Annotated in this window: 16 protein-coding genes; 7 read left to right on the top strand and 9 right to left on the bottom strand. The window is 45.6% G+C overall.

Features of this window, described 5'->3' with window-relative positions; translation table 11 throughout:
- The first annotated feature begins 15 nt into the window (after window positions 1–15).
- From L5L91_RS13620 to lepB, 3 genes are all read left to right on the top strand, one after another.
- On the top strand, window positions 16–744 hold the full coding sequence (locus tag L5L91_RS13620) for an ABC transporter ATP-binding protein (protein WP_212600695.1): 729 nt from the start codon (window positions 16–18) through the stop codon (window positions 742–744).
- A gap of 2 nt (window positions 745–746) precedes the next feature.
- The gene (locus L5L91_RS13615) at window positions 747–3,242 is read left to right on the top strand and encodes an ABC transporter permease (RefSeq protein ID WP_263163351.1); all 2,496 of its coding nucleotides are present in this window, start codon (window positions 747–749) and stop codon (window positions 3,240–3,242) included.
- A gap of 258 nt (window positions 3,243–3,500) precedes the next feature.
- Window positions 3,501–4,163: a signal peptidase I gene (lepB, locus tag L5L91_RS13610; protein ID WP_263236869.1), complete on the top strand. Its 663-nt coding sequence runs from the start codon at window positions 3,501–3,503 to the stop codon at window positions 4,161–4,163.
- A 75-nt stretch (window positions 4,164–4,238) separates the two neighbouring features.
- Here lepB and gltS read toward each other — a convergent pair whose 3' ends face one another.
- From gltS to folX, 3 genes are all read right to left on the bottom strand, one after another.
- Window positions 4,239–5,462 carry a sodium/glutamate symporter gene (gltS, locus tag L5L91_RS13605; RefSeq protein ID WP_113940752.1) on the bottom strand — a complete coding sequence of 408 codons (1,224 nt, stop codon included), beginning with the start codon at window positions 5,460–5,462 and terminating at the stop codon, window positions 4,239–4,241.
- Between the two features lie 532 nt (window positions 5,463–5,994).
- Window positions 5,995–6,888 carry a TIGR01777 family oxidoreductase gene (locus tag L5L91_RS13600; protein WP_028760980.1) on the bottom strand — a complete coding sequence of 298 codons (894 nt, stop codon included), beginning with the start codon at window positions 6,886–6,888 and terminating at the stop codon, window positions 5,995–5,997.
- A gap of 87 nt (window positions 6,889–6,975) precedes the next feature.
- Window positions 6,976–7,338: a dihydroneopterin triphosphate 2'-epimerase gene (gene folX, locus L5L91_RS13595; protein WP_006082167.1), complete on the bottom strand. Its 363-nt coding sequence runs from the start codon at window positions 7,336–7,338 to the stop codon at window positions 6,976–6,978.
- Window positions 7,339–7,436: 98 nt separating this feature from the next.
- On the opposite strand from folX, the gene L5L91_RS13590 reads away from it, so the two are divergent.
- Together L5L91_RS13590 and L5L91_RS13585 are read left to right on the top strand one after the other, a co-directional pair.
- Window positions 7,437–8,546 carry an AI-2E family transporter gene (locus L5L91_RS13590; RefSeq protein WP_263163347.1) on the top strand — a complete coding sequence of 370 codons (1,110 nt, stop codon included), beginning with the start codon at window positions 7,437–7,439 and terminating at the stop codon, window positions 8,544–8,546.
- Between the two features lie 6 nt (window positions 8,547–8,552).
- A complete protein-coding gene (locus tag L5L91_RS13585) occupies window positions 8,553–9,470 on the top strand; it encodes a class I SAM-dependent methyltransferase (RefSeq protein WP_131523541.1) in 918 nt (305 codons plus the stop codon).
- A gap of 102 nt (window positions 9,471–9,572) precedes the next feature.
- Here L5L91_RS13585 and L5L91_RS13580 read toward each other — a convergent pair whose 3' ends face one another.
- The 4 genes from L5L91_RS13580 to ackA all read right to left on the bottom strand — a co-directional run bounded on the left by L5L91_RS13580 (window position 9,573) and on the right by ackA (window position 14,645).
- On the bottom strand, window positions 9,573–9,701 hold the full coding sequence (locus L5L91_RS13580; protein ID WP_263236867.1) for a hypothetical protein: 129 nt from the start codon (window positions 9,699–9,701) through the stop codon (window positions 9,573–9,575).
- 567 nt (window positions 9,702–10,268) lie between these two features.
- Entirely contained in the window at window positions 10,269–10,703 is a 435-nt protein-coding gene (locus L5L91_RS13575; RefSeq protein ID WP_263163345.1) for a hypothetical protein, read from the bottom strand.
- A 477-nt stretch (window positions 10,704–11,180) separates the two neighbouring features.
- Window positions 11,181–13,334: a phosphate acetyltransferase gene (pta, locus tag L5L91_RS13570; RefSeq protein WP_028760976.1), complete on the bottom strand. Its 2,154-nt coding sequence runs from the start codon at window positions 13,332–13,334 to the stop codon at window positions 11,181–11,183.
- Window positions 13,335–13,445: 111 nt separating this feature from the next.
- The gene (gene ackA, locus L5L91_RS13565) at window positions 13,446–14,645 is read right to left on the bottom strand and encodes an acetate kinase (protein WP_107948097.1); all 1,200 of its coding nucleotides are present in this window, start codon (window positions 14,643–14,645) and stop codon (window positions 13,446–13,448) included.
- A 141-nt stretch (window positions 14,646–14,786) separates the two neighbouring features.
- Between ackA and yfbV the strand changes: the two genes are divergently transcribed.
- Window positions 14,787–15,230, top strand: a complete 444-nt coding sequence (gene yfbV, locus L5L91_RS13560; RefSeq protein WP_081729091.1) for a terminus macrodomain insulation protein YfbV — start codon at window positions 14,787–14,789, stop codon at window positions 15,228–15,230.
- Window positions 15,231–15,274: 44 nt separating this feature from the next.
- Here the strand turns inward: yfbV and pflA are convergent, their stop codons facing one another.
- Both pflA and pflB read right to left on the bottom strand, forming a co-directional pair.
- Window positions 15,275–16,015, bottom strand: coding sequence for a pyruvate formate lyase 1-activating protein (pflA, locus tag L5L91_RS13555; RefSeq protein ID WP_263163342.1), 741 nt, complete (start codon window positions 16,013–16,015; stop codon window positions 15,275–15,277).
- A 63-nt stretch (window positions 16,016–16,078) separates the two neighbouring features.
- Entirely contained in the window at window positions 16,079–18,361 is a 2,283-nt protein-coding gene (gene pflB / locus L5L91_RS13550) for a formate C-acetyltransferase (RefSeq protein WP_263236864.1), read from the bottom strand.
- 1,211 nt (window positions 18,362–19,572) lie between these two features.
- Between pflB and focA the strand changes: the two genes are divergently transcribed.
- Window positions 19,573–20,568, top strand: a complete 996-nt coding sequence (focA, locus tag L5L91_RS13545; protein ID WP_028760971.1) for a formate transporter FocA — start codon at window positions 19,573–19,575, stop codon at window positions 20,566–20,568.
- Window positions 20,569–20,613: the final 45 nt, after the last annotated feature.

The raw sequence follows: 20,613 nt of genomic DNA, 5'->3' as shown, positions 1-20,613 counted from the left end.
TATAAGAAGGATCCTATGTCTAACGTCATCTTAAAAAACAGTGCCATTAATGTTGTTAACCTCGAAAAATCAGTGATTACTCAGGAAGGAACGCTCACTATCCTCAAGGGCATTAACTTAGATGTCAAGCAAGGTGAGAGTGTGGCTATTCTCGGCCCATCAGGTTCGGGCAAATCCACCTTATTGGGATTGCTTGCGGCGCTTGATACGCCTACGTCGGGGGAGATTTGGCTCGATGGTGTGGCATTATCACCACTGAATGAAGAGCAAAAAGCGGCACTGCGTAAACAGAAGGTCAGCTTTATTTTTCAATCCTTTATGTTAGTGGATACCTTAACTGCACTCGAGAACGTCATGTTACCCGCCGAGCTTGCAGGCGTGAGCAATGCCAAGGAAAAAGCGCAGGCCATGTTGGTGCGGGTTGGTTTATCCCATCGCTTGACTCATTTACCCAAACAGCTTTCGGGTGGTGAACAGCAAAGGGTGGCGATTGCCCGCGCTTTTATCTGTGAGCCTACAGTTTTGTTTGCCGATGAACCAACAGGCAATTTAGACAGCGTCAACGGCCATAAGATTGCCGATATGTTGTTTGAGCTTAATCAAGAAAGCCATACAACCTTAGTCCTCGTTACCCATGATCTGCTGCTGGCCAAACGGTGTGAGCGTCAACTAGTGATGGATAACGGCCATTTACAGGAAGATATTACTCAAACAGAACCGCTAGCCGATGTTAAGGAGGCTTAATAATGGAGTTAAGTCTGGCATGGCGTCTGTTTAAACGCGAGTTACAGCAAGGGCAATTGTTATTGATTATCCTCGCTATTACGCTCGCGGTTTTGTCTGTGAGTGGCTTGGCGCGGGTGAGTGAACGTCTGCAAGTGGCAATTAGTGGTCAAGCTTCACAGTTTATTGCTGCCGACCGTATTATCGATTCGCCAGTTAAAATTGATGCGGCGATTTTATCCAAAGCCGAAGCGCTTGGGCTTAAGCATGTGACTAATATGCAATTTAATTCCATGGTCTATTCGGGAGATAAGTTTCAGTTAGTCACAGTACGCGCCGTAGAGTCGGGTTACCCGCTTAAGGGGGATATTGAACTCACCAGCGGTAAAACAAAGGCGTTACCTCAAGCGGGCGAAATCTGGTTTGAGACTCGCTTAGGCGGACTTTTGGGTTATCCCAAATCCATCGAACTAGGTAACAGCGAATTTGTGCTCAGCAATGAGATCAGCCGCTTACCCGACGCAGGTTTTAATCCTTTTGCTTCATCGCCTGTGGTATTGATGCGGATGGAGGATGTCGCCAAAACAGGTGTTATTCAACCAGGCAGCCGCGTGACTTATCTGTATCAATTTGCTGGAGATGAAGCCTCGCTTACGGCCTTTGAACAAAGTGTTAAACCGCTTTTGAATAGCACCCAGCGTTGGGTCGATGTGCAATCCGGTGACTCACCTATTGCGGGAGCCGTTAAGCGAGCGGAGCGCTTCTTACTGCTGGCAAGTTTGATGGGCATTGCATTGGCCTGCGCGGCGATAGGTATTGCCGCCCAGCGTTATTGTCAGCGTCATTACGATGTGGTGGCCATGCTGAAAACCTTTGGCGCCTCGGCAAAGCAAATTCGCCTGTTGTTTGGTACTCATTTATTGTTGGTAACGCTACTGGGAATTGGTCTAGGTCTTATTGGGGGGGGGTTACTCGATTTTGGGATCAGTTATCTATTGCCACCCGAAATTGCGGCCTATTCACCGCCACTCACACGACCATTATTACTCGGCATCAGCACAGGGCTCATCAGCGCCTTTATGTTTTCGGCTTATCCATTGATGCGTTTACTGGCTATTCCGCCACTGCGGGTGTTGCAGCGCCAGTTAGAAGGCTTACAGCTTGGTATGTGGCTGCATTTGCTACTGAGTCTAGGGGCTATGGCGCTATTGGGCTATTTGTATTCCCAAAGTTGGACTTTGACTCTGACTGTGGTCGCGGCTGTGCTATTGCTGGCTGCGCTATTAAGTCTGCTTGGATTTGTGATGATACGAGCAGGACACAGTGTTGGTATGAAGACTACCAATCCTTTACAATTAGCGCTGGCGGGGCTAAGGCGTCGTGCGCGGCAAAATGCGGTGCAATTGGTTGGCTTTAGCGCTGCACTGGTACTGTTATTGACGATTTTGGCGCTAAGACAAGATTTACTTAACGAATGGCAAAAACAGTTGCCCGAAAATGCGCCTAATTATTTCCTTGTCAATATTGCGCCTGATGATGCAAAGCCCTTGAATGATTTCATGACGACTAAGGGGATAGTGGCGACAGACATTTATCCGGTGATCCGTGGCCGATTAACTCAAATTAACGGTGAAGCGCTGATTTCGAATGAACAGTCCGAAGCGGGTGAAAAGGGAAGAGTGGGCATTTCGCGCGAGTTAAACCTAACGTGGCGCAATACACTGCCTGCTAACAACGAACTGTTAGAGGGGCATTTTAATCAAGCCGCCGATGAAGTGTCGGTGGAGTCCGGCGTGGCGGAGCGTCTAGGTATTGGTCTTGGCGATAAGCTGACTTACGTGATTGATAATCAAGAGCTCACAGTTAAAGTTGCCAGTATTCGTGCCGTACACTGGGAAACGCTGCAACCGAACTTCTTTATGATTTTCACCCAAGAAGCGCTCGCACCTTTTGCTTATACTTCGATGGCGAGTTTCTATCTGAATGATCAGGCGACTAACGATAAGACTATGAATGCTGATGGTACGCCTAAGGATGCAGTGATCCTTGCGCTTATTCAGCAATTTCCGACGATATCTATCATAGATGTTGGCGCTATGGTGGGGCAGTTGCGGCAGATAATTGAGCAAGTGTCGCTGTCCTTGTCTTTAGTGCTGGCCTTAGTGTTATTAGCCAGTGCCTTAGTCTTGATTGCACAGACTGAGGCTGGCATGGCAACTCGGCAACGTGAACTCGCTGTGTTGCGTACCTTTGGTGCTTCAGGATGGTTATTGCGCAGTGCAACGGGTTTAGAGTTCGCCTTGCTTGGCGGTATTGCGGGTGTGTTAGCCGTAATTGTGGCCGAATTTGCGTTATATCTACTTAAGACACAAGTGTTTGAGCTTAATGTATACATGCACTGGCCTTGGTGGGGTATTGCCCCAGTTTCTGGAGCCTTAATTGTCGCCTTACTAGGGGTTTGGCGTTGTCGACAATTGCTCAGCCAATCTTGCTCTGAGCTATTGAAAGCTGGGAGCTAGGGCGGTTTGTGAACTCTGTTGATGGGGTAAAACATAAAGCTTATTAAGACAACAAGCTGAGCCAACAATAAAAGCACTGATGCGACATAAGCTCAGTGCTTTTTTGTTATGGGGTTGATTCTGCTGCACTTGAATTGAATATGCTTTTTACATCGGCTTACAAATTGATCTGTGCTTAACAACAGAACTTAGTGCAACGCAATGGGTCTATCTAACTGAGAACAGCGACTAGCTTATATATGCCATAGAGGGAATATTATGTTCAAAGGAATAACAAAACTGCTTAAGGATAATCGCTCCTTTTTTCTGTTTATCAGCTTAATGTTAGTGTTCAGGAGCGCGGTGGCCGATTGGAATACTGTGCCATCGGGTTCTATGCTGCCGACTATCGTCGAGGGTGATCGCATTCTAGTTAATAAGATGGCTTATGATCTTAGGGTGCCATTTACGCATATCGCATTAGTTAAACTGGCAGATCCTGCTCGCGGCGATATCGTGGTATTTGACTCAAAAAAGGCTGATAAAAAACTGATTAAGCGGGTAATAGCTGTGCCAGGCGATACTGTGATGATGCAGGATAATCGCTTGTATTTAAACGGCGAACTGCTCAGCTACACATCCCAAGCATTGAGTACTTATGCTCCCGCTGATGTGACAGAAATGCAGGAAAATTTACTCGGTATGGTCCACAGTATTCGCCTTAACCCAGTACCCTCAAGGCTTGCCAATTTTGGACCTGTCACAGTGCCGGATGCGCATTATTTAGCACTGGGTGATAATCGTGATAACAGCGCAGACTCTCGGGTTATTGGCTTCGTGCCCCGTGATGAGATTGTTGGCCGTTCAAGTTCAGTCGTTTTCTCCCTTGATCATGATGATTATTACCTGCCTCGGCCTGAACGCTTAATGCGTGAATTCTAGTCTTAACTATTTTGAACCATGAAATAGGGCGCCAAAGTCGGCGCCCTATTTTTTAAGTGATTGAGTTATAAACAACTACTTCATAAAGCTCAGATAGCCCTGTAAGACAATTAAGTTAACTATGTCGATGAAGAAGGCACCGACGATAGGTACTACCATAAAGGCTTGGGGTGATGGCCCTGTGCGTGAGACTAGCGCGCCCATATTCATTACCGCTGTTGGGGTTGCCCCCATACCAAAGCCGCAGTGGCCACCGGTGATCACCGCAGCATCGTAATTACTGCCCATGACTTTGAACGTCACGAAATAGGCAAAAATGGCCAACACTGCGGTTTGTACCAGTAATATCACCAGTAGCGGGATCGCTAAATCAAAAATTTCCCATAACTTTAAAGTCATTAAGGCCATTGAGAGGAAGAGAGACAGCGCGACAGTCCCTATCACATCGATGCTTTCGGTATGGGGTTTGTAACCGCGGGTGAGTTCTGTGAGATTAGCGATGAGCACGCCAAGAAAAAGAGCATATACAAAGTCGGGCATCTTTAGCCATGCAATACCCGATTGGCTGATCCACAGCGTGAGCCATTTTGATCCTGCAACACACAACAACAGCACAAACAGAGTTTCTAATATGGTTTTGGCGGTGACTTGGTCTTCTTCTAAGTGATCATAAGTGACTAAATGTGGATGTTCACTGTGATGCTTGCGGCCAACCCCATAGCGAGAAACAAGATTATGCTTACCGATTAATCGCTGCGCGACGGGGCCACCGATGATCCCACCCATGATCAAACCAAAGGTTGCCGCGGCCATAGCAAACTCTAAGGTGTTGATACCGTAGCGCTCAGCAAAGGTTTGTGACCAAGCGACGCCGGTACCATGGCCGCCCGACAGAGTAATTGATCCTGCGATAAGTCCCATGATGGGATCGAGCCCCAATAGGCTGGCTAAACTGACGCCGACGGCATTTTGAATCACAATATACACTGAGGCCACACCTAAAAAGATGAAGACTTTTTTACCACCGCTGAGCAATAGCTTGTAGTTTGCCGAGAGACCAATGGTGCTAAAAAACATCAGCATTAAGGTATTTTGCAGTGATAGGCTGAAGTCGAGACTGATATTTTGAAAGTGAAGAAATGTGACTCCCGCGGCGACAACTAGGCCACCCACTATGGGTTCGGGGATATTATATTGCCTGAAGACACGTACATGGCGATTGATAGAGTGGCCGATAAATAGCACGAAAATGGCAATTAAAAATGATTCTAGCTCGCCAATCATATAAGTCGTGTGCATGAAAATTCCTTACAAACTGTCTTAGTGCGGGCGTTTCATTGGGCACAATGTCCAATGAGAAGTAACCCATCTTGTTATTAAGTACCTGCTAATGCTGGATGTTAAGCGCTTGATGTCGAGGACAGATCAGTGTCAATCCGATAAAAAATTTAAAGGACGAGTAGGCGCGAGTGTGTATCGTTTTATGGTCTACAGACCAAGAACAGCAGATTAAATAGCCTGTTCCTGAGCATAAATAACTGTCTATTTATGAGGTGTTGCTGAGTCTATCTGTGGTCAAGGCTGAGGCGGTTAATGCGTGCCTCCTATGACCGAATGGAGGCGAGTTTAGCAGAAAATGGACGGATTGTCGCTAAATCATAATATAAATCATGATGTTACATTCTTGTTTTTCTAGTGTTGCTAAAATAATGGCAAGATTGACGTTACAATATACCTAGTTGTTGAGCGGATTTGAGTACTAAGATCCGCCTGCATCAGCCACTGATTTTATCAGCATATTTAAGCTGAGTTTAGGCTCTAGCGTGCTAGCCTATTTGGCTAACACGTTTGTTAAGGCGTTATCGAGATCACTGAATTGAAACTGAAAACCCGCTTCGAGGGCACGTTTGGGGTAAACAAATTGCCCTTCCGTCAGCAACTCCGACATTTCGCCCATCGCTAAGCGTAATGCAAGCGGTGGGGTCGTGATTAACGCTGGGCGATTAAGTGCTTTTCCGAGCGCTTTGGTAAACACAGCGTTACTCACTGGATTGGGTGCTGTGGCATTAAATATGCCTTTACAGTGTTGTTGAGTGAGTAAAAAATCAATAAGGGAAATGAGATCCTGTACATGTATCCAGCTCATACCTTGGCGTCCATGGCCAATTGGACCACCGAGTCCGAGTTTAAATGGCGGTAACATTTTCTCTAAGGCACCACCTTTACCTAGCACGATACCAATACGGATAATGCAGACACGTGTGTGCTCTGAGGTTGCATTTAGCGCCTCTTGCTCCCATTTTCGACAGATATCATGGCTAAACTCAACATGGGCACCACTAGACTCATCGAGTAATTTATCATCGTGCCGCCCGTAATAACCGACTGCCGAACCACTCACCATGATCTGAGGAGGAGTGCTACTCTGTTGTATTAGCTGAGTTAATCTTGCCGTAATATCCCAGCGACTATCACAAATGCGTTGCTTCTGGTTTTTACTCCAACGTTTAGCGACTATGGGTTCACCCGCAAGATTTACAATGGCATCAATGTGATTTAAGTCGCTTAGCGCATCGAGACTCTCGAGGTAATGGTGCTGATTGCCGAGCACTTTTTGTGTTTGTTGCACTGAGCGAGTTAATAACGTCAGTTGATGATATGGCGCCAGTCGTTCGACTAATTGGCGACCAATAAAGCCGCTTGCGCCGGTGATCAGTATATTCATGGAACCTCTCTTAATTGGTTAAGCTCTGCGGATATATACCAAAATGCGGTGTGCAACGATCACTTAGTCGGAGTATTTTTAGCCAGATTATTTTTGATAACATAACTCCATCGAGACTGAATCGGCAAAGCGTAGTGCATGGGGCTTGTCGATTTCGACACTGGCAAATTCAACCCAAGGATGCTCACTGGCGATGGCCAGCGTTTGGCTGGTGAGATTTTCGAGTAATGAGAAACGGTTATTCTCAATCAGTTCAATGATCTTTTTGGTGATTGTGCGGTAATTGAGCGCATCCTCGACATTGTCACTGTTGCGGGCACGTTCGGCACAATAATGGATCACGACATTAATGATCACGTCTTGGCGATTTTGGATTTCATCTTCTTTAATGCCAATAAAAGTACGAAGTCTTAAGTTTTTAATGCGTATAATCGCGGTTTCTGGTTTCATAATGACAAATGGCTATCTTAAGCTAAAGTTTCTGAGGTTAAGTGGTTTCAAGGGTTAGCCTAACAATTTTATCTAAGATCAAGAAGGATTTTTAATAAATGACTCGACCTAATGCGCCCTCTGCTGCTTATCGTGGCTTTGCGGTTATGGCCTTTGTAGTGATTATTTTGGCAGGGATTAAGGCGGCGAGCCCGATTGTGGTGCCGTTTGTGCTGTCCAGTTTTCTTGCGGTGATTTGTAATCCTGCAATCGGTTTGATGACAAAGTTCCGTGTGCCTAAATGGCTGGCAGTAATTCTCTTGATGGGTTTTATTGTGTTGATGGGCCTATGGTTAGCCTCAGTCGTCGGCAGTTCTGTCAATGAGTTTTCTAAACAATTGCCCCAATATCGCGATCAGCTGGTGGAGCAGTTTTCGTGGATTATCCATAAATTACAGGCATTAAATATTCAGATTTCGAAGGATCAGGTATTAGCCTATTTTGACCCAGGTATGGCCTTGTCTATGACCACGAATATGCTATCGGGTGTCGGCAATGTGATGGCGAATTTATTTCTGATCATCCTCACTATCGTCTTTATGCTGTTTGAAGCTCAGTCGCTGCCAAAGAAATTGCACCTGGCATTGGACGATCCCGATATGCGCTTAAAGCAGATTGACCGCTTTTTACAATCTGTGAATCAGTACATGGTGATCAAGACCTTAGTGAGTTTGGCTACTGGGATCATCGTCGGTGTGGGATTGACCTTCATCGGCGTGGATTACGCCATGTTATGGGCGGTGATTGCTTTCCTGTTTAATTACATTCCCAATATTGGTTCTATCATTGCCGCGATTCCAGCGGTGTTGTTGGCCTTTATTCAGCTTGGCCCTGCGGCGGCGGGGGGAACTGCACTTTTGTACGTGGGTGCCAACATGGTGATGGGCAATATCATTGAGCCTAAATTTATGGGGCGCGGTCTGGGGTTATCGACCTTAGTGGTGTTTTTATCATTAATTTTCTGGGGCTGGTTATTAGGTTCTGTGGGCATGTTGCTGTCAGTGCCATTGACTATGGTGGTTAAAATTGCCCTCGAATCGAGTAAGAGTGGTAATTGGTTAGCCATTTTATTATCGGACGATATCGAAGATAAGTTCGTGGCCAGTAACGCGGAAAATTCAATTCCCGATGGCGATGAAGCCAATACAAGTGCAACTGAGAGTAAGTAATAGAAGATGCAAAGTTTTATACAAGCGCTAGCGACAATTGAGTTAGGTGATGATGCGGTGCGGTTATTCCACGGTCGCGGTGGGCATTACGTGGGTTGTGAGCACCTATGTTTAGATTGGTTTGCACCAGTGCTATTGCTGACCAGCTTTACTCCCTTGGAGGATACGGATTTAACCCTTTGCCAACAGGCGATTGCAGCGCGCTGGCAAGCTATTAGGCCAGATAGCCAATTGAATTTAGTCTACCAATACCGTAGTGCGGGGGAGACGTTTACCCAATTATTGCAAGGTGAAGTGCCTGAGCCGCATATCGTTAGCGAAAATGGTGCACGGTTTCAGGTGCACCTAATGCGCGGACAAAACCACGGACTCTTCCTCGATATGGCCAATGGCCGCGAGTGGGTTAGAGCAAACGCCCGTTATAAAAAGGTGCTTAATTTGTTCGCTTATACCTGTGGTTTCTCGGTCGCGGCATTACAAGGGGGCGCCGATGAAGTCGTGAATATGGACATGAGCAAAGGCGCATTAGGCATAGGCAAACAGAATCATTTGCTGAATGGCTTTAGCGCGGGGGCCCGTTTTTTAGGCCATGATATTTTTAAATCTTGGGGCAAACTGAAAAAGCTCGGTCCCTACGACATTGTTGTTGCCGATCCACCGAGCAATCAGAAGGGCAGTTTTGTAGCGACTAAGGATTATGTGCGTTTAATTAGGCGTTTACCTGAGTTGCTTGCCGAGAATGGCGAAGTATTACTGTGTCTAAATGCACCTGAACTCGATACCGCTTTCCTGCGTCAACAGGTAGCGGAAGCAGCACCTGCACTCGAATACATAGAGCGCTTAGCCAATCCGCTAGCCTTTATGGATGTGTCGGAAGAGAAGTCACTTAAGGTGCTTCGCTACCGCTTATCGACTCAAGCCTAGGCCTGATTTAGCTTAACTGGCCAGTATTAACTGGCTTTTTTGTCGGCTTAGGTTGAGTGTTTAGCTTTCTACACTGTCGCTTATTACACTGTCACTAATTACTCAGTAGCTTAATCGCTTAGATAGCTGCGATTGCCCATAGGTTTTAATCACTTTACGGACTTGATGTTGGTCTAAGTGTTTGAGGGTGGAAATTTCACCATAAAGCCTGCCCTGAACATCTAATGGCATTCCCTAGATTCATTTTATGTAAGCGATTTCTGTTAATCGCTTTTGTATAAAGCGAATGATGAAATGGCGTCAGCATGGCCTCAATATCCTCGTAGAAAGTGAAAGTCTTTCATGTGGAAGTACTGATTGTGAGCTATTTAAATGATAACCAGCCTTAAATGCTATGTTTGGCGGTACAAAACTGAAAGTTTTCTGTAATTATGGCTTTTGCTTTGTTATACTCCCGCCCACGGAATGTATCCCTTTCCTCATAGGCAAAATGTCAGCATAGAATGGCAAGCCTCTGCGACCTTACCCAATCAAGCAGGAGTTGTTATGGAAGTTCATGAATACGAAAATGCTTATTATCAAGTGAAAGACGATGTACTAACGTCTTTACCTGCTGAAAGCGAAGAAGAAGTGATCCAGGCTTAATCGATAACGATTAAACTGACGGTACTTATGAGTCGGAAATAACAGAACAAGCACAAAAAAATAGCAACCTTAGGGTTGCTATTTTTTTGGCTGAAAGTAAGCAGAATGATTGTATGACAAGGTATGCGCGGTGAAAGCAGGCAAGAAAGGGGGTTAACCGTTAACTTTGCGCTTTTCAGGCAGAAGTTCGACGATAATCCATTGGCTCCCAATTTTGTGTAGGCGTATGGTCCTGTCATCAATCCATGGTTGACCACCTTTAAGACCTTTCATTTTGACCACAACAATGACGTCTTTGGTAAATTTGCGGAAGAAGTCGATATCGATATCATCAATTTCCATTTCAACATTGGTCATAGATAGGCCGAGCATATTACGCTGTACGGCTGCGACAATGTGGTAATGGGTGAGCACTTGTTTAATGGGATCGTCGACGTATTGCTTGGCTTGTTCAACATTACGATCAACATAAATCGCTTTAAAAAAGCCTAAGCTCACTTCTTCCGGTGATAACTGGCGTTGCTCTTGCGTTGAGGGATCGCCACAACCGAAGAGGAACAGGAGGGAGAAAAAAAATAGAGTTCGCATAAGTTTTAGTTATTGGAATTTGTTCCGAGTATCGCGATTTTAGCTGTAATGTACAAGTCTTGTCGTGATTTGCTGTCTATTGTGAAAAGCATTGACTCAAACCTCATGTGTGTGGCATATAGTTAGGAGTCATATAAAAAGGTTATCCACAGAAACTGTGGAAAACTATGTTGAAGACTTCAGTGATACTTTGTAAGTCACTGATATTGTCTTGCTTTATTTGCTGGTTAAAAAGTGACGCTTTTCTGCTTTCCATTATGTTCCACTTCTACTTGTGGATATTTTTCGCAATTTGCCGAGCTTATTCACACTGCATAATTCGATATTTCTCGTTTTTTCTTCATCTTTTGTAATTTCGACTTATCCATTAAGCGATTCTTGCGATCAACGGTATGGTTTACGCTAAATTTGAGCATAAAAAAGCACCGGTAATAACCAGTGCTTTTTTGTGCGTAACGCTATGCAGATTTAATGCTGTTAGCCTTTAGCTGCGTCGTTTTGTGCGGCTTGAATTGCCGTTAGTGCGATAGTGTAGACGATGTCATCGACTAACGCGCCGCGAGACAAGTCGTTCACAGGTTTGCGCATACCTTGCAGCATAGGACCAATACTGATCAGATCGGCGCTTCGCTGTACGGCCTTGTAAGTCGTGTTGCCTGTATTAAGGTCTGGGAACACGAAAACGGTAGCTTGACCAGCGACAGGGCTATTAGGTGCCTTAGAGCGTGCAACGTTTGGCATAACCGCCGCATCGTATTGCAATGGACCATCAATAATCAGATCTGGGCGTTTTTCTTTGGCAATACGGGTTGCTTCACGCACTTTATCCACATCAGAACCTGTACCTGAGTTGCCAGTTGAGTAGCTGATCATTGCCACTCTTGGCTCGATACCGAAGGCTTTTGCTGATTCTGCCGATTGGATGGCGATATCTGCTAACTGCTCAGCATTGGGATCTGGGTTAATCGCACAGTCACCGTAAACAAGCACTTGATCTGGCATCAGCATAAAGAAGATGGATGAAACTAAGCTTGAGCCCGGTGCCGTTTTGATCAATTGCAGTGGTGGGCGAATGGTATTGGCTGTGGTGTTAACCGCACCAGAAACGATACCGTCGACTTCGTTTTGCGCCAACATCATAGTGCCGAGCACCATGTTGTCTTCTAACTGTTCACGGGCAACGACTTCAGTTAAGCCTTTGCTGCGACGCAGTTCCAACATAGGTTCTACGTAACGGTCGCGCACCTCTTCTGGATCGATAATGATCACGCCTTCGCCAAGCACCACATCTTGCTGTGCGGCGATACGCAGGATTTCATCTTTTTTGCCTAAAAGTACACAGCGAGCAATACCGCGTTCGGCACAAATGGCCGCCGCTTTAATGGTACGCGGCTCATCACCTTCTGGCAGCACCACAGTCTTGTGGGCGGCACGCGCCAATTCCGTGAGTTTGTAACGGAAAGCCGGTGGTGACAGGCGATGCTCACGGGGTGAGTTTTTAGTCACGCTTTCAATCCACGTTTGGTCGATGTGGCTGGCCACATAATCCTGCACCAGATCGATACGGACAGCGTCATCGACGGGTACTTCATGGTCGAAACGTTGAATGTTGAGCGAGGTTTGCCAAGTGTTACTGTCGATCAAGAACACAGGTAAACCGGTTTCAAAGGCCTGCTCACACAGCTTAAGAATTTCTGGCTCCGGCTCGTAGCTACCTGTTAATAACAGGGCACCAATTTTCACGCCGTTCATGGCCGCAAGACAGGCTGATACGATCACATCTGAGCGGTCGCCTGAGGTTACAAGCAAGGAGTCAGTCTTAATATGAGTGACCATGTTCGGGATACTGCGGGCACAAAACGTTACTTTACGCAGACGGCGGGTATGCATTTCGCCAGCATTCAGAATGCGTGCACTTAAATGTTTCGCTAAATCCGATGCACGAGGTGCAACAAGATCAAGATTGTAGGGCACGCTGCCTAAAATGCGCAGTGGGCTCTTACCCGGCAGTTGGAACATGCTGGCCGCATCTGAGCGTTGAACACCTTGGTGATCAAAGACTTCAGATAGATCTGGGCGCGCGCGACCTTCGTCGTCAACGGGGGCACCAATCTTGTTGATCACAGCACCAATCAGGCGTTTATTCTTTTTTCCGCCCCAAGAGTTATAGGCGATTTCGAGGCGATTCATTAGCCCTGTGGCCGTATCACTGCCTGGTGTGGCAATAAAAATCACGTCGGCATCCATAGCTTTAGCGATGGCATAGTTCACATCATCGGCGAAGGGATGATTACGCGTTGGTACTAGACCTTCGACAATTAAGGTCTCTGTGTTGCTAGCGCAATCGGCCGCACGGGCAATGATTTGCTCCATTAAGACGTCGATTTGGTCGGCGCGGATTAAGGCTTCGGCATGGGCCATGTCGAAGGGCTCTAAGGGATTTACTGTTGGCGATTTGCTCAGAATAGTGGTCGAGCGTTCTGGGCCATTATCGTTTGGACGAAGCTGAGAAATAGGCTTAAAGAACTGAACCTTAACCCCGTGGCGCTCCAGTGCGCGCACCATCCCAAGGCTTAAGGAGGTCAGGCCGACTCCGGTACCTATGGGGATTAACATAATATTACGAGACATAAAAACCTCTAGTTTCGATGGTTTTTGGCAGAAGAGTTTCTGCAAATTTGCTTGTGAGTACGGCTACGTAAGGTATAAAGCCGTTTGGGTGAGCAAACGGCTTAGGTCTTTTTATTTGTTGATAAGTTTAATGGAATCTTCGGCGATAACCCATTCTTCGTTCGTTGGGATCACCATGGCAATCGTGCCTTTATCTTGGGTGATGATACCTTTCTTACCGAAACGCGCCGCTTTGTTGCGCTCACTATCGACATGGAAATTGAATATTTCCAGCATGTTGAGCACTTTTTCACGGATTAAATCTGAGTTTTCACCAATACCACCGGTGAAGACGACTGCATCTAAACGGCCCAGTGGCACAGTGTAAGAGGCGATGTACTTGGCTAAGCGGTAGCAGAAGATTTCTAAGGCTAAGGTCGCGCCTTTATGACCGTCTGCGTAACCTTCTTCGATGCCGCGGCAATCGTTAGTCAGCTCGGAAATGCCCAGCAGACCACTTTGCTTGTTCATCAGGTTATTCACTTCTTCTAAGGTGTAACCCAGTTGATGAACTAAGTGGTAGATGATTGAAGGGTCAATATCGCCACAACGAGTGCCCATGACCAAACCTTCTAATGGGGTTAAGCCCATAGAAGTGTCGACACTTTTGCCGCCTTTGATGGCGGTGACTGATGCACCGTTGCCTAAGTGAGCACAGATTACATTCGTTTCTTCAATTGGCTTGTTGAGCATTTTTGCCGCTTCACGGCTAACGAATAAATGACTCGTGCCATGCATGCCATAACGACGGATACCGTGTTCACGGTATAACTTGTAAGGCAGGGCGTAGACATAAGCTCTGTCTGGCATGCTTTGGTGGAAAGCGGTATCAAATACAGCAACCTGTGGCAATTTAGGGAAAGAGGCCATTGCCGCGCGGATGCCGATAAGGTGAGCAGGATTGTGCAGTGGGGCTAATGAAGCACAGTCTTCGATACCTTTGATCACGCTCTCATCGATGATCACTGAGCGAGTGAATTTCTCACCACCGTGAACGATACGATGGCCAACGGCTTGAATTTTTGCTGCTAATTCAGGTTGTTCCGCAAGAATTTTATTAACAATGTATTCAACTGCTTCACGGTGAGCCGTAAATGCACCTAAGGCTGCTTCATGTTTTTCGCCGTTGATTTTCCATTTAATGCGAGAGTCTTCTAAACCAAAACATTCGGCTAAGCCAGAAATTTGGTCGTCACCTGTTTGCGCGTCAATGACGGCAAATTTGAGAGAAGAGCTACCGCAATTGAGAACTAAAACCAGTTTATTTGACATGTGTAAACCCTTTGCCATTGTGTTTAATATAACGATTCAAAATAATGAGGAACTGCGGTGTTTTTACCATATCAGTCTTGGGGCGATTCGCCAGATTGTGCTATGGTAAGAGCAGTATTCCATTGTAGTTGGTGTCTAAGATTGAGCATTAAGATCCTCAAAACCTTAGGTGATGGTCATCAGTATATGAAGACTTGGCCTATGGTTAGACAACTGGGTTTTTATTTTCCTGAGTATCGGGTCGTCCGAGCAACTCAGCTCGCCATACTGGTGATGCCAGTGCTGGCGATTTTTGTGAGCATGAGCCAGCTGTATATTCACGGTTGGGCATTTCTGCCCCAAGCTGTCACTCTCGGTTTATTTTTCATCAGCTTACCGTTACAGGGGCTGCTGTGGTTAGGCTGGCGAGCTCGCCATCCATTACCGTTAACGCTGTTCGACTGGATTAACCAGTTGAGTGCGAAGTTGTCATCCATGGGCATCAATTGCCACACGTTAGGCGCTAAAGCCTGTTACCTCGATATGGCACTGATTTTAAAAATAGCCTTTGAGCGTTTAGATGCCAGTTATTGGGAAGAACTTTAGGCCGTTGCCGCGGTTATCCGTTTTGGCTTTTCTATTACTGTGGATTAATAAATCGCGTTAATCCCTTGTTGGACAAATACCGCTTTGATCTTTTCCATGGTTTCTCGACTCGGGGGAGATATCCCATCGAGTTGATAGCTTTCGCCCATGGCTTCCCACTTATGTTTACCTAATTCGTGATAGGGTAGTAACTCTACCTTTTCAATGTTTTTCATGGGCTTGATAAACTCGGCCAGTTGTAATGCCGATGCTTCATCGTCGGTAAACCCGCCCACTACGACATAACGTATCCACGTCGCTTGATTACGCTCTGCTAAATACTGCGCAAATTGCAGTGTTCTATGGTTGCTGACTTTGGTTAACTCAATATGTTTTTCATCGTCCATGTGCTTGATGTCGAGCAGAACCAAGTCAGTATGGTCGAGCAACTCATCAATCACTGGCGTGTATTTACGTACAAAACCATTGGTATCTAAACAGGTATGAATACCTTCTTGCTGACAAGCCGTGAATAATTCGGCGACAAATTCGGCCTGTAAAATGGCTTCACCACCACTGGCCGTAACACCACCATTGCTGGCATCGAGAAAAGGCCGATAGCTTAAGATTTGACTCATTAACTCATCGACCAGAACTTCTTTTCCGCCATCAAGATCCCAAGTGTCACGGTTGTGGCAATATTGGCAGCGCATTAAACAGCCCTGCATAAAGGTGATAAACCGTATGCCGGGACCATCTACTGTGCCAAAGGATTCCACCGAGTGGATCCGACCGATAACTGCCATTGTGACTCCTGTTAAAATAAGTGAGGCTGTAGCACAGTGTACTACAGCCTTGACTAATTTAGCTTACAGACCTTTTGTGAATGTACGCGTGATCACATCTTGTTGCTGTTCTGGTGTCAGTGAGTTAAAGCGCACTGCATAGCCAGAAACTCGGATGGTCAGCTGTGGATACTTGTCTGGATGCTTAACGGCATCTTCGAGCATCTCGCGGTTCATCACGTTGACGTTCAAGTGTTGGCCACCTTCTTTTTTGTCATTGTGGTCGAAGTATCCGTCCATCAATGCCGCTAAGTTGGTACGGCGAGCATCATCATCTTTACCCAACGCATTTGGCACGATTGAGAAGGTATAAGAAATACCGTCTTGAGCGTGGGCAAATGGGAGTTTTGCCACTGAGGTTAAAGAAGCGATTGCGCCTTTTTCATCACGGCCATGCATAGGGTTTGCACCCGGTGCAAATGGCGCACCTGAACGACGACCATCTGGTGTGTTACCGGTTTTCTTACCATAAACCACGTTTGAGGTGATGGTCAGAATTGACTGCGTTGGGATCGCATTGCGATACATTTTACGGTCACGAATTTTCGCCATAAAACGTTCAACTAAGTCACAGGCGATATCATCTACACGTGGGTCGTTGTTACCAAATTTTGGATAGTCACCGCTGATATCGAAATCAACTGCTATGCCGTTTTCATCACGCACTGGTTTTACGGTGGCGAATTTTATGGCAGACAGTGAGTCGGCTGCGATAGATAAACCCGCAATACCACAAGCCATAGTGCGACGTACGTCTCTGTCGTGCAGCGCCATAAGCGCGGCTTCGTAAGAGTACTTATCGTGCATGTAGTGGATTGAGTTCAGTGCAGTGACATATTGAGTCGCTAACCAATCCATTAAACCGTCTAAGCGATTCATCACATCATCAAAGTGGAGCACTTCGTCTGTGATCATGTCTGCTTTAGGGGCAATTTGGATTTTCAGTTTTTCGTCTACGCCGCCGTTAATCGCATACAGCATGGTTTTCGCTAAGTTAGCGCGAGCACCGAAGAACTGCATGTGTTTACCCACAACCATAGGGCTCACACAACAGGCGATTGCATAGTCGTCTGATTGGAAATCAGGACGCATTAAGTCATCGTTTTCGTATTGGATTGAGCTAGTGTCGATAGACACTTTGGCGCAATATTTTTTGAAACCGATTGGCAGTTTATCTGACCATAATACTGTGATGTTTGGCTCTGGACTTGGACCCATAGTGTAAAGGGTGTTCAAGAAACGGAAGCTTGATTTCGTCACTAACGTACGGCCATCTAAGCCCATACCGCCGATTGACTCCGTCGCCCAAATCGGGTCGCCTGAGAACAATTCGTCGTATTCAGGGGTACGTAGGAAACGCACCATACGCAATTTCATCACGAAATGGTCAACCATTTCCTGAGCTTGTTGCTCAGTTAAGGTGCCATTTTTCAGATCACGTTCAATATAGATGTCGAGGAATGAAGAGGTACGACCTAATGACATGGCAGCGCCGTTTTGGCTCTTCACTGCAGCTAAATAGCCGAAGTAAGTCCATTGGATCGCTTCTTGTGCATTGGTCGCTGGACGAGAAATATCGAAGCCATACTTGGCAGCCATTTTCTTCATTTGGCCTAATGCACGGTGTTGCTCGGCAATTTCTTCACGTAATTGGATAACGTTAGATAACTCTTCACCCGCTTCGAACTGCGCTTGCAGTGAGCTAAATTGGGCAAACTTATCTTTCATCAGGTAATCGATACCGTAAAGTGCCACACGGCGATAGTCACCAATGATACGGCCACGGCCATAGGCATCGGGTAATCCCGTTAAAATACCTGATTTACGACAGGCCATAATTTCGGGGGTGTAAACATCGAACACACCTTGGTTATGGGTTTTACGCAGTTCTGAATAAACGTATTTAACATCTTCATCCAGTACACGATCGTAGGCGGCGCATGAGCTTTCCACCATACGAATACCACCGTTAGGCAACATAGCGCGTTTTAGCGGCGCATCTGTTTGTAAGCCAACGATAGTTTCTAATTCTTTGTTGATATAGCCAGCGTCGTGGGAAGTGATGGTTGAAACCATCTTAGTGTCGAAATCAACAGGCGCGTGGGTACGGTTTTCCTGTTTGATGCCTTCCATGACTTTATCCCACAATTTTGTGGTCGCTTCGGTGGCACCGGCGAGGAAGGACTCGTCGCCTTCAAAAGGCGCGTAGTTTTGTTGGATAAAGTCACGTACATTGACTTCAGATTTCCAATCGCCAGGAGTAAAGCTTTCCCATGCGTTGGCAAACAGTTCAGTTTTGTCGGTCATCGTACTAATACCTTCTGGTTGAGATAAAAGGTTATTGGCGATCAGCGTTAAGCAATGCTGAGTATAAGCCAATAGCTAATTCCTGAAATAAAGCTCCCTTCATGATGACGCCCTATGATGGGAACTGGATTTTGAAGCGCTCGTCACTCCAAAAGTCTGTCTATTGATACCCGATAAGATGACAAATATTCGCTTACTTTGATTATCGGCTACTGATAAATCTTTATAATTGGTAAGACCAATTGCCCATAGGCATATTAACATAGGTCTGTCGCTATCGCATCTTAAACGGCTTGGTTTATGCTCTGTTAATCCCAAATTTGCTAGCTAGGTAGCATTTTTTTACCACAATAGGGAATACGGCACGCTTTTTAACTTGGTGTGACATCTGAACCCCATTATCTCTTAAATCAGCCTGCCTATATTGTTCCCATTTACTGTCCACCTTTAGCGAGGATAAATCTATCCTCGTATAGGCTGATTTTGATTGATGGGAGTCACGGCTCGATAATGGGAGCTGTCACAGTAGGCGCAGTGGTTATGATATTAAAAATAAGTTTGATGTTAGCTATTTGTATTAATTTATTTTTATTTGCTAACTTAGTGTCGATTTAGGAGACGGCATGTCATAACGCCATCAAATAAAGCATGCAATGCTTAAATCATTCAGGAAGGGTTAAAGAGTGGCTAAATACAGTAGTTGGCTATGATGCAGGCAACTTATTACTTGCTGTTGGACTAAACTGTAAATGCTAAAGTATCGGTTCAATTTAATAAATACCGAGAGACACGCGTCAAGCTATTGGTCATTTAATGTGTCATTGCTGAGGTTAACTTGAATCTATAGCGCATTAATTTAAGCGTTAGTTCGCTAAATATGAGATGGAAACGTGCAGAATATGCATCGTATACCATCTTAATTAAGCCACATTCACGCGATGAAAATCGGGTCGCTGTGGTAAGACCAATTAACCTTTTGTGTTTTTGGCTTCAAAGTTTTCACATTTTGGGTGTGAATAGCATCACGCTTTAGCAATATCTGCTTCACAGCATAAGCGCGTTGTATGATACAAAGCGAGACTTTAGTGAATCATCATTTAAGCTAAGCAAATCATTATCTCGGTTTTGATTCGTGTTATCTGCGCAATGGCGCTGCTGGAGATACCTATGCTACGCGTTCAAGTTTGTTTATCTGAAGTTGGAGTTATGCAATGAAAAGCCCAAATCCATCGTCATCAGTTCCAACTGTGACAAACAGCGCACATGAAGCGCCACAGGTTTCAGCTCATTTTAGTTGTTACAATCAGGCTGAAATTTACGGGACAAGCAAAGTGGTTAAAGCACCTTGGCAGTCCTTTGGCTTAGCCGTGTTTGCTGGCGCCTTTATCGCTTTAGCCTTTGTTTTTTATTTAACCGTAACCACTGGCGCAGGCGATGCGTCTTGGGGTTTAGTTCGTTTCGTTGGCGGAATAGCCTTTAGTTTAGGTTTAATCTTAGTGGTTGTTTGCGGTGGAGAACTGTTCACCAGTTCTGTGCTCAGTACCGTCGCCTGGGCACAAAAACAGGTCACTGGCGCTGAATTACTTAAATGTTGGTGCCGCGTATATGCCGGCAATTTTGTCGGCGCTATGTTGATGGTTTGCTTGATCACTGCCGCAGGTATGTATGATCTCGATGGTGGTAACTGGGGATTAAATGCCCTTAAAGTGGCACAGCACAAACTGCACCATACTTGGATTCAAGCCTTTAGTTTAGGCATTTTATGTAACATGTTGGTGTGTTTAGGTGTGTGGATGACCTTTGCCAGCCGTGATGTGCTGACGAAATCGTTACTGTTAATTTTACCTGTGGCTATGTTCGTCAGTAGTGGCTTTGAACACAGTATCGCTAATTTATTTATGGTGCCTATGGGCATGATGATCCAATCAATCGCCAGCCCAGAGTTCTTCGTGTCTTTAGGGGTTACTCAAGCACAATTTGCCGATTTAACCGTGGCAAACTTTATATTCAATAATTTAATACCTGTAACCTTAGGCAATATTGTCGGTGGCGGTGTGATTGTTGGTTTAGGTTATTGGTGGATAGAGCAGGGTAAAGTAACCTTGGCTGAACCACACAAAGCTCATCATGAACACTTTTCTGCACCACATTCGCATGCTGAAAAATCTCAGCATCAGAGTGAGATTAAGCTGACTAAACATTCCTAGAATTCCTTTAATTATCAGTCTGAAGGGAAAGTGCCCAGCAAGTAG

This window comes from Shewanella sp. SM55 (assembly GCF_025654025.1).
In the GTDB taxonomy this organism is placed as follows: Bacteria; Pseudomonadota; Gammaproteobacteria; order Enterobacterales; family Shewanellaceae; genus Shewanella; species Shewanella oncorhynchi.
The sequence above is the reverse complement of the archived record's forward strand: the minus strand, read 5'-3'. Positions and strand labels throughout refer to the sequence as shown.